At 56.4% G+C, this 10695-nt stretch carries 10 protein-coding genes; 9 read left to right on the forward strand and 1 reads right to left on the reverse strand.

The window, feature by feature from the left end; all coding sequences use genetic code 11:
- The 9 genes from ACSHSS_RS28725 to ACSHSS_RS28765 all read left to right on the forward strand — a co-directional run.
- The coding region (locus tag ACSHSS_RS28725) for a glycosyltransferase (protein WP_445545848.1) at window positions 1-1369 on the forward strand (1369 nt) is incomplete at its 5' end.
- Between the two features lie 12 nt (window positions 1370-1381).
- Window positions 1382-2434 (forward strand): glycosyltransferase family 4 protein, encoded by a 1053-nt coding sequence (locus ACSHSS_RS28730; protein WP_445545849.1) that lies wholly within the window; start codon window positions 1382-1384, stop codon window positions 2432-2434.
- A 4-nt stretch (window positions 2435-2438) separates the two neighbouring features.
- Window positions 2439-3536 carry a non-hydrolyzing UDP-N-acetylglucosamine 2-epimerase gene (wecB, locus tag ACSHSS_RS28735; RefSeq protein ID WP_445545850.1) on the forward strand — a complete coding sequence of 366 codons (1098 nt, stop codon included), beginning with the start codon at window positions 2439-2441 and terminating at the stop codon, window positions 3534-3536.
- A gap of 257 nt (window positions 3537-3793) precedes the next feature.
- Window positions 3794-4639: a glycosyl transferase gene (locus ACSHSS_RS28740; RefSeq protein ID WP_445545851.1), complete on the forward strand. Its 846-nt coding sequence runs from the start codon at window positions 3794-3796 to the stop codon at window positions 4637-4639.
- The gene (locus ACSHSS_RS28745; protein ID WP_445545852.1) at window positions 4617-5543 is read left to right on the forward strand and encodes a glycosyltransferase family 2 protein; all 927 of its coding nucleotides are present in this window, start codon (window positions 4617-4619) and stop codon (window positions 5541-5543) included. Before ACSHSS_RS28740 ends, ACSHSS_RS28745 begins: the two co-directional genes overlap by 23 nt.
- Window positions 5536-6414 carry an SDR family oxidoreductase gene (locus ACSHSS_RS28750; protein WP_445545853.1) on the forward strand — a complete coding sequence of 293 codons (879 nt, stop codon included), beginning with the start codon at window positions 5536-5538 and terminating at the stop codon, window positions 6412-6414. Before ACSHSS_RS28745 ends, ACSHSS_RS28750 begins: the two co-directional genes overlap by 8 nt.
- Window positions 6411-7493 (forward strand): MraY family glycosyltransferase, encoded by a 1083-nt coding sequence (locus ACSHSS_RS28755; protein ID WP_044727330.1) that lies wholly within the window; start codon window positions 6411-6413, stop codon window positions 7491-7493. Before ACSHSS_RS28750 ends, ACSHSS_RS28755 begins: the two co-directional genes overlap by 4 nt.
- Before the next feature lie 3 nt (window positions 7494-7496).
- Complete coding sequence (locus ACSHSS_RS28760) at window positions 7497-9491, forward strand: polysaccharide biosynthesis protein (protein ID WP_445545854.1); 1995 nt, start codon at window positions 7497-7499, stop codon at window positions 9489-9491.
- On the forward strand, window positions 9488-10081 hold the full coding sequence (locus ACSHSS_RS28765; protein WP_445545855.1) for a hypothetical protein: 594 nt from the start codon (window positions 9488-9490) through the stop codon (window positions 10079-10081). The genes ACSHSS_RS28760 and ACSHSS_RS28765 overlap by 4 nt, the downstream gene beginning before the upstream one ends.
- Window positions 10082-10212: 131 nt before the next feature.
- Here ACSHSS_RS28765 and ACSHSS_RS28770 read toward each other — a convergent pair whose 3' ends face one another.
- Complete coding sequence (locus tag ACSHSS_RS28770) at window positions 10213-10677, reverse strand: enolase C-terminal domain-like protein (protein WP_445545856.1); 465 nt, start codon at window positions 10675-10677, stop codon at window positions 10213-10215.
- Window positions 10678-10695: the final 18 nt, after the last annotated feature.

Below are 10695 nucleotides of genomic sequence, written 5' to 3' on the forward strand. Positions count from 1 at the left end.
ACGGCTCAATAGCCTACTTCAGGGAGGACCACTTTTCAGGGGGCAGACCACCTCACCTATGCGAATAGTGAAGCGGTTAATGATTGCATCTACACACGAAAATGCACGGTACTCGCTTTTTAAATCCATTTATTGGAGTTTACCAGAGCGACTACGTATGTTGTTGAACAAACCGAGACATCAGTTTGTTGCAAAGCGTTTTCGTTTGCGTAGTGAAAATATAGTTTCTTCAGTCTCAAATGACTCGCTTGATTCAGATCTCTTAATCCCATGGGTTGCTCGGGCAAAAGAAGTCGACAAAATTGCAGTTATTCCTTGCGCTTTTGAGTTCGATGAGCTCGTAAACCAGCGACCCATAAATGCCGCAAAGCATTATTCCGCAAGAGGATTTTTGGTGCTCTATATTGCTTGGCAGTGGTCGCCCAAAGATGTTCTTTCGAAGGGGTGTGGGGAGGTATTTCCTAATGTTATTCAAGTTCCGTTGTATCAATTTCTGAATGGTTGTAATGCCCTATCTTTGGAGAATAAGGTTGGTCATTATGTAATTACGATGCCTGCTCGCCAATTTACTGAAACCGTAGATACATGGCGCTCAAAGGGTGGTGTTGTGATTTATGACATTATGGATGAATGGGAGGAGTTTTTCAGAACGGGGCAGGCGCCTTGGTATGAAAAAACTCTTGAGCAGGAACTCATACTAAAAGCAGATTTCGTATCTGCAGTCTCGCCTGCGCTAAAGCGAAAGTTTGATCATATCAGAACGGATATCGCTATTATTGGTAATGGATATTCTCCAATGGTCTTGGGTGTCGACAAAAAAGGAATTGCGGGGAATGGGCGGGGTGAATGTGTTGTAATTGGGTATTTCGGTCATCTAACCGACGCTTGGTTTGATTGGGATCTTCTATTTTCTCTGGCTACTCAAGATTCGAATTATAATTTCGAAATCATTGGGTACGGTGAGCCCGAGTGGGTTCGCAAAAAGATAGCTCAATTTAACAACATATCGTTGGTGGGAAAGGTTGTTCCCGCTGACTTGCACTCCTATGTCTCACGTTGGGAGGTTGGAATTATTCCGTTTGTCCAATCAGACTTGTCCGATGCGGTTGATCCAATAAAGATTTATGAGTACTTGTATTTCGGCCTGCCAGTGGTAGTCACAGGTATTGGTCATTTAAAAGATTATCCGAAAACTTATTTTGCTACGAAGTCAAATATACGAGAGAAAATTGCTCAGGCGATTGCTGATGCTACAAGCATAGATGGCCTTGAGGACTTCTTGAGAAAGACAACATGGGAGGCTCGTTTTGATAGTTTGCTGAGTCTTGCGTCATCAAGAAAAAGTCTCTTTTCTTTGTATGAAAAATAAGTTCTGGCGAATATGACGACTAAGATATGTTTTGCTTATCCTTGGGCAACATTTGGTGGCTGTGAGCGAGTTTTTATTAATCGCACTATGGCCTTTAAGACTTTTCTTCCGGGAGTGCATGTTGACTTTTTTTTCCTTTCTGATGGAGGGGGACTTAAGAGTTTTAGCGCTGCGCTTAAAAAGTATGGCCTTGATAGTGTCGCATCGGTTGTGCCGTCGCTTGACAGTTCGTACGAGGTTGTCTCTCTTGTGGATTGTCCCCAGCTTTTTTCTGAGCTTAACTCCAGCAGCCAGCGCTATATTGTAGAGTGTCACACGGGCTATGCTGAAAACAGGCGGTATCTTTCAGCTTTGCCGAGTGAGTGCCGAGTTGTTGCAACTCCATCGTCTCGTTTCAGTGACCTCGTCAGGAATGAATTTCCTTTTCTTCCTGCCCCTGTTCTTGAGCTTGCTAATTTCGTACCTTGGGATATTGAGGAGTATCAGCCCCGTGAGCATATCGGTCTTCCAGAGTGGACGCGAAGACCAATTCTTTTTTTTGGTCGAATGGATAAACTTAAAAATCCGATTGCGCTGCTTGATGCATTTCAAATCATTGAGAGCAGGCGTAAAGGGGAGTTTTTGCTCATATTGTGCGGTCCGAAGTCTGTTGAAATCGATGTTGAGAGCGAAATAGTAAAGAGGGGGCTTGGTGGAACCGTCGTTATGATCCCTCCGATACCCTTTCATTCTGCATCTTCATTAATGGAGTCCGTTCGAAGAGTTGGGGGGGTATTTGTATCTCCGTCACGAGAAGAGTCTTTTGGCTTATCCGCAGCCGAGGCAATTTCATCACTCCTTCCACCTGTTTTGTCTGATATAGGTGCTCATTTGGATTTGGTGGCCGATGCTGGGGATTTATTTACTTTTCAACTAGGGGATTTAAATTCCCTTGCAAGCCGCATTGAGTATTTGCTCGACAATCACTCGAATACAGAGAGTGTTTTGTGTAGGTTGAGGGGCAACTTTTCAGCTGAGCGCTTTATTAGCGACTGGGAAACGTTGTTGAATCAAGTTTGCGGTTAAAGCAATGAAAAAAATATTGACAGTAATCGGAACTCGCCCTGAAGCCATCAAAATGGCGCCTGTCATTCTGGCCCTAAAAGAAGAGCCGTGGGCAAATGTGCGGGTGCTTGCAACCGCCCAGCACAGGCACATGCTGGATCAAGTCAATGAGTTCTTTGGTATCGATCCTGATATCGATCTAAACATTATGCGTCCGAACCAAGCGCTCACAACATTGACAGCTCGCTTGCTGCTTGAACTAGACGATGTTTTGCAAGCCGAGAAGCCAGATGCGGTCTTAGTACAAGGCGACACAACCACGGTCATGACGGTCGCGTTGGCTTGCTTCTACCACCGCATTCCGATTGGGCATGTCGAGGCCGGGTTGCGTACCTGGGACATGCAAAACCCGTTTCCAGAAGAAGCCAATCGGGTGATTGCGGGAAAGCTTGCCCGCTGGCACTTTGCACCTACGGAAGGCTCAAGACAGAATTTGCTCAAGGAGGGCGTGGCGGATTCTGAAATTATCGTGACTGGCAATACCGTCATCGACGCGTTGTTGATGACAGCTGCCAAGGATCTGGAGCTTGCTGTCCCGCTGGATCCCGCCAAGCGATTGGTCTTGGTGACGTCCCACCGTAGAGAAAATTTCGGCGAGCCGTTCCGCAAAATTTGTCGTGCGTTGCGGACCCTCGCCGAAAACAACGCGGAAGTGCAGTTCCTCTATCCGGTTCATCCCAACCCCAACGTCAAGGATGTTGCCCACGAGTTCTTGGCTGGGCTGCAGAATTTCACGCTGTGCGAACCGCTGGACTACGCACCTTTCATCGCTGCGATGAAGCGCGCATACCTCATCCTGACAGATTCAGGCGGCGTGCAGGAGGAAGCTCCTGCCCTTGGCAAGCCTGTGTTGGTCCTACGTGACGAGACAGAACGTCCGGAGGCTGTTGAGCAAGGTGTGGTCAAGTTGGTTGGGCCAAACTACGACCGTATCGTCGAAGAGGCGCAGCGCTTGCTGGATGATGAAACCGCCTACAAAGCCATGGCGCGGGGTGTATCGCCCTATGGCGATGGGCATGCCGCAGAACGTATCGTGAAGACGCTGCGTGAGCATTTCACCTGATGCGCCTGGTATACCTGTCGCCGGTCCCTTGGGAGAGTTTCGCCCAGCGGCCGCATAAGTTTGTCGAGTGGTTCCATGGCCGTACAGGCGAGCCTGTCCTGTGGGTTGACCCTTACCCCACTCGTTTTCCTGGTTGGAGAGATCTTCGGCGTTCGCGTCTGTCCGCTTCAGCGAGTCCACACACTAGCCCACCAACTTGGCTCACATTGATGAAACCGGGCGGGCTACCCATTGAGCCCATACCGGGTTCTGGATGGGTGAACGGGCTGATGTGGCAGGGCCATATGCGCACGATTGGCGACTTTGTGACAGGCGGCAGAACCCTGCTGGCTATTGGCAAGCCTTCGGTGCTTGCGCTGGAGCTACTCAAACGCTTGCGCGACTTTTCATCTTTGTACGATGCAATGGATGACTTTCCGGCTTTCTATGCAGGTATTTCCCGCTTTGCCCTGATGCGAAGAGAGCGTGAAATCGCACAGCGGGTGGATGTCATCCTGGCATCGAGTTCTGCGCTCAAATCTCGGTGGATGGATTTTCATAAAGATGTGCGCTTGGTCCACAACGCTCTCGATCTGTCGGCTATTCGGTCAGTGGGACCAGCATCGATATCTTCCGAGAAAAAGGTCTTCGGCTATGTCGGGACCATTGCGTCTTGGTTTGACTGGGACATGGTATCCGCCTTGGCAGAGGCTAGACCGGACGGTGCAATCCGTCTGATTGGACCCGTGTTCCAGCCACCGCCTAGAAAGTTGCCCGGCAATGTTCATTTGATGCCCGCTTGTGGTCATGCAGAGGCGCTGAAGGCCATGGCGGAGTTCCATGTCGGACTGATCCCATTCAAGAAGAATGCGCTCACTGCCTCAGTGGACCCAATCAAATACTATGAGTATCGAGCACTCGGGTTGCCTGTGATCTCGACGGATTTCGGTGAAATGAGCCTACGCACGGGCGAACGCGGTGTGTTTATCACTCAATCCGTGAGCGATGCTCCTGCCATGGCTGATTCTGCGATCCAATTTTGTGGAGATGCAGGTGATGCCAGTGCGTTCGCAATCCAAAATACATGGGAGGCTCGTTTTGATGCGGCAAACCTCCTCCCATGATTGTGATGTCGTCATAGTCAATTACAACGCAGGCCGGCTTCTCACGGAATGCGTTCAATCAGTCTTGTCAGAACAAGTGAGGCATGTCTTTGTAGTAGACAACGATTCGCACGACGACAGCCTTGCCCATTTGTCCGCCTCAATCAGCGATGTGCGCGTCACCATTATTCGAAACGGCCAGAACCTGGGGTTTGCTGCTGCTTGCAATATGGGGGCGCGCGCTTCCAACGCCAGCACCCTGTTGTTCCTCAACCCAGACAGCGTGCTTGCCGTGGGTAGCTTGCGGCGCATGATGGACGTGCTGGAAAGCGACTCTTCAATCGGTATGGTGGGTGGGCTGCTTTGTAACCCGGATGGCTCTGAGCAGCCGGGTGGGCGCCGAGTCTTTCCCACGCCCAGGCGTGCATTCATGCGGGCCTTCGGCTTGTCGCACCTGGGCAAGTGGTTTCCCTCTCTGTTCTCTGATTTTTTGCTCCATAAGGAGCCGCTACCGCTTACCCCCACCCCCGTGGAGGCCATTTCTGGTGCCTGCATGCTCGTCAAACGCGAAGCACTGGAGGATGTTGGTTTATGGGACGAAGGATATTTCCTGCATTGCGAAGACCTGGATTGGTGCATGCGGTTTCGGCTGAAAAATTGGCGTGTGGTCTTCGTCCCGGATGCCAGGGTGATCCACGTCTGGGGAGCATGTAGCCGTAGTAGGCCGTTTTTTGTGGAGTGGCACAAGCACCACGGCATGCTGCGCTTCTATAACAAGTTTTTCAGAAAGCAGTACCCGGGTCTGCTTTGGTGGCTGGTTGTATTGGGTGTCTGGTTGCGTTTTGGCTTGGTGTCCACGTACTTCGCTACACGGTTGGCATTGGCGCAAATAAAGGGTGCGCTCAGAGGAGGCGCGCGTGCCTGATCAGAAGGTCGGCGTCCTGGGGGCAAGTAGTCTCGTTGGTGGCTGTCTTCTAGCCAAACTGGAGGAGATGGGACGGAGTGCTATCGCCTTCAGTCGTGAAAAACGGGTAGCGATTCAAGGTGGCGCTGTCGACTGGAGGCAGCTAGCTACGCCTGGCACCAAAGGCACCGATATAGCGTGCACCAACAGTCACTGGATTTGTGTGGCCCCAATCTGGGTGTTGCCGGATTATTTTCCGCTCATCGAGGCCAGTGGCGCGCGGCGGGTGGTGGCGCTGTCTTCCACCAGCCGTTTCACGAAAGTCGGCTCTGGCGATACGGCAGAGAACGCCATCGCGGCAAAGCTGATCGATGCGGAGGCGCGAGTGCAGGCGTGGGCTGAGAGCCGAGGCATCGAGTGGGTGGTTTTGCGGCCCACGCTGATTTATGGCCAGGGGCGGGACAAAAACATCAGCGAGATGGCGCGCTTTATCCGCCGCTTTGCTTTTTTTCCATTGTTCGGTTCCGCCCAGGGCCTGCGCCAACCCATCCATGCCGAGGATGTGGCGGCGGCTTGCGTGGTCGCTTTGCAGGCGCCGGGGGCGGCAAACCGGGCCTATAACCTATCGGGTGGCGAAACGCTGGCTTACCGCGAGATGGTGGCGCGCGTGTTTGCGGCGCTGGGCCGCCCGGCGCGTTTGGTGACTCTGCCGCTGTGGGCCTTCCGCCTGGCGGTAGCCGTGCTGCGGCGCTTGCCGCGTTATCGGCACTGGTCGGCGGCCATGGCCGAGCGCATGAACCGGGACCTGGTGTTCGACCACGCAGAGGCAGCACGGGATTTTGGCTTCAAGCCCAGGGGTTTTGCGCTGGTAGCGGAGGATTTGCCGCGATGAGCCTGTTGGTGACCCTGTTGGTCTTGCTCGCGACGACCGCCCTGCTGGCCTGGGGCGTGGCGGCGTGGGTGCTTCGCCGTGCCGAGGCGCTGCGCCTAGTGCAAATGCCCAATCACCGCTCATCGCATGACTGCCCAACCCCGAATGGCGGCGGTCTGGGCATTGTGGTGGCTGGCAGCCTTGCCGGTATCGCCTTGGTGCTGCTCTCTGGCTGGATGGTCGGTGGGTTGTTGCTCGGGCTCGCTGCCGTGCTGGCTGCCGTGGGGTTGCGCGACGATATGGCGCACCTGCCGGCTCGGGTGCGCTTCGGCGTGCAGGTGGTGGTTTGCGCAGGGGGGCTGATTGCGCTGGGTGATTTGCCCGCATTGGCCTTGAGCGGTGGGCTGGCGTTTCAGGTGACTGGCTGGGTGCTGTTTGGGCTGTTGCTGCTGGCTGGCGTGTGGTGGATCAACCTGTTCAACTTCATGGACGGTATCGACGGCATTGCCGGGATGCAGGCTATCTTCATGTTGCTGGCCGGTGCGGCGATGGCGATGTGGGCCGACCCGCAGGCGGTTCACAGCCCCGTTTGGATGCTAATGCTGTGCGTGGCAGCGGCAACGGTGGGTTTTTTGCTGCTCAACTGGCCGCCCGCCAAAATCTTCATGGGCGATGTGGGCAGCACCTGGCTGGCGTTTATGGTGTTCGCGCTCGCGCTGCTGTCTGTTCAAGCCGGTTGGTTGAGTTACGCGGCCTGGCTGGTGCTGGCGGCTGTTTTTGTGACCGATGCAACCGTCACGCTGCTCACCCGCATGCTGCGCGGGGAACGTTGGTATGAAGCGCATCGCAGCCATGCCTACCAACGCTTGTCCCGGCGGTGGCAGGGTGGCCGCAAGGCGGGGCATCGCGCGGTGACCTTGCTCGTGGTTGCAGTCAACGGGCTGTGGCTCGCGCCTTGGGCCTGGGCGTGTGTGCAATGGCCGGCCGGGTCGGTGGCGTTTGTGGTGGCTGCCTATTTGCCGTTGGTGTTGGCGGTTTTGTGGTTGGGGGGCGGCAGGCCCGACTCTTGGTTGCCCGACGATCAGCGCGTGAGGAGCTAATACATGCCGCTGACAAAACTGGCGCTTCCCTTGCTGGCCCTGCCACGCTCCGCCAAGCGCGCGGTAGCGCTGGCCTTGGATGCCAGCTTGATCGTCTTGACGGTGTGGATCGCGTTTTACCTGCGTCTGGATGAGTGGGTGCGTTTGTCAGGCGAAGGCTTATTCCAGCCTATGTGGGCGATAGCCGCGTCGTGGCTCATCGCCTTGCCGCTGTTCATTACGCATGGATTTTACCGGGTGATCTTCCGTTACTCGGGCACGGCGGCGATGCAGATGGTGCTGCGGGCCTTTGCCCTGTATGGTCTGCTGTATGCGTCGGTGGTGACGGCCATTGGGCTGTCTGGTGTGCCGCGTAGTGTGGGCATCATCCAACCCTTGCTTCTGCTGTTGGCGGTAGGCGCCTCGCGCGCGCTGGCGCGCTATTGGTTGGGCGGCCTGTACCAGAATATTTTTCAGCGAATGAACCTGCCCAAGGCGGTGATCTACGGTGCGGGACAAGCAGGCAGGCAATTGGCACAGGCGATGGCCCACGGCCATGAGATGCGGGTCGTGGCCTTTTTGGATGACGACGATCGCCTGCATGGGCATGTACTGAATGGTTTGCCGATACATAGCCCGATGGACTTGCGGGGGCTGGTTGAGACGCAGGGCGTGCGCACTGTGTTGTTGGCCATGCCCAGTGTCTCGCGCCGCCGCCGTAACGAGATCCTGAGCCAGATTCGCAACGCACACGTAGCGGTGCGCACCTTGCCCAGCGTGACCGACCTGGCCCAGGGCAAGGTGAGCATTTCGGACTTGCACGAGCTGGATATCGACGACCTGCTCGGCCGCGAGCCGGTGGCACCCAACCACATCCTGCTGGCCAAAAACATCACCGGCAAAGTGGTGCTGGTGACCGGAGCGGGCGGCTCCATTGGCAGCGAGCTGTGCCGCCAGATCCTGGCGGTGGGCCCGGCCAGGCTGCTGCTGATCGAGCAGAGCGAATTCGCTCTCTACGCCATTCACCAGGAGCTGGAAGAAAAACTGGCTGGGCTAGACGTTGCCACGCCACCCGTTCTGGTGCCTCTGCTGGCCTCGGTACAAGACGACGATCGCATGCGCGAGATCATGTCCACTTGGCACCCGCACACGGTCTACCACGCCGCCGCCTACAAGCACGTGCCGCTGGTGGAGCACAACCCGGCCGCAGGCATCAAGAACAACGTGCTGGGCACGCTGCGTACCGCCCAAGCCGCCGCAGAAAACGGCGTGAGCGACTTTGTGCTCATCAGCACCGACAAGGCCGTGCGGCCCACCAACGTGATGGGTGCCAGCAAGCGCTTGGCTGAAATGGCGCTGCAGGCCTTGGCAGCGTCACAGTCGGCCACCCAGGCGGTCGCGGGTGGAAAAGTCGGAACAGGCGGCACCAAGTTCAGCATGGTGCGATTTGGCAACGTGCTGGGCTCGTCGGGTTCGGTGGTGCCGAAGTTCCGCCAGCAGATCCGCGACGGCGGGCCCATCACCCTGACGCACCCGGAAGTCACGCGCTACTTCATGACCATCCCAGAAGCGGCTCAGCTCGTCATCCAGGCCGGCGCCATGGCAAAAGGCGGCGACGTGTTCGTGCTCGACATGGGCCAGCCCGTGAAGATCATGGACCTGGCGCGGCGCATGGTCGAACTCTCGGGCCTGACGGTGAAAGACGAACAGAGCCCCGAGGGCGACATCGAGATCGCGGTGACCGGCCTGCGCCCTGGCGAAAAGCTCTACGAAGAACTGCTGATCGGCGACAACCCCAAGCCCACCGTACACCCCCGCATTATGAAGGCCCATGAGGATTTCATCCCCTGGGCCGAGTTCGAGGCCAAGCTCACCGCCCTGGAAATGGCCCTGAACGTGAACGACGTGGGCGTGATCCGCCTGATGATGCAGCAACTGGTGGCCGGCTACATCCCCAGCGACGACATTGTCGACTGGGTGTACTTGGAGCAAGAGGCTGAAGCAAAGGCGACTGCATGAAGACCAATGTTCATCACTTGGTTGGTTGGAAGTTGTTTTGCGCGAAGTGTCGCGAGGGGGAGGACAGGTTTTGCCCGGCAGCCACCAGAAGGCAACTCAACCGCTTCTGCGCAAGGTATCGCTTGGCTGCGCACTTTGAAGCCGTGCATGCATATGGGTACAGCGAAAAGGCCTTGCGCGGCTACACCGCTGGACTGCGTTTGCTGGCGGCTTACAGTGCCGCCGAACTGCTTGGCGAAGCCATTGGGAGCAACGTCACATCTTGGAAGATCCCCGATTCCGCCTTGGCGGCAGCGTTGCGAAAAGTCCTGCTTCGACCTTCTGCGGATTCCACAGGACTGTTTGCACAAGAAGGGTTGCGAAAAAAGCTCCAGCTGTTCATGGACGGTGATATTGATATCCGCATTCCTGCCACAGCTTTACGCGTCATGGTGGCCCACGGAAGTTTCACGCCGACAGGAACGGACTCCCTGACAAAGGCGGGTGCCGAAGCGCTACAGCGACTGTCTGATGTATTACTGCAGGAGTGCGAGCGGCGTTTTGGCGCCTGGCTGCATGAGATGCTGGCGCTGCGTGATGAGGCCGCATGACTCCGTGCGCTTCCGCACCAACCCGCAGGCGTTATTGAGCAAAGTTCGACAGAGTGGTAGAATCCACCACCAACGAATTCGAAGGGCTCGATCGCAAGATCGAGCCCTTTTTGTTTATGCGCGCCGGCGCCCTAGCGCCGCCCGAAGCTCGGCCGCTTCGGATCGTACGTCCACCCCGGCACGAGATACCGCATCGCGACCGCATCGTCGCGCGCGGTGCCGCCCACCTGTCGGTACAGCGCATGCGCGGCCTCGACCTGCGCGAGGTCCAGCTCGATCCCGAGCCCCGGCCGCTCCGGCACGGCGACCTTGCCGCCGACGATCTCGAGCGGTTCGCGCGTGAGCCGCGCATCGCCTTCCTGCCAGATCCAGTGCGTGTCGATGGCGGTGATCGTGCCCGGCGCCGCGGCTGCCGCATGCGTGAACATCGCGAGCGACACGTCGAAGTGATTGTTCGAGTGCGAGCCCCACGTGAGGCCCCAGTCGCGGCACAGCTGTGCGAGCCGCACCGAACCCTGCATCGTCCAGAAGTGCGGGTCGGCGAGCGGGATGTCGACGGCTTGCAGCTGCGTATTCCGGCGAACGTGATCACGCATTTCGGCGGATCGTGATCA

The sequence above is a fragment of the Burkholderia sp. BC1 genome, from assembly GCF_052683555.1.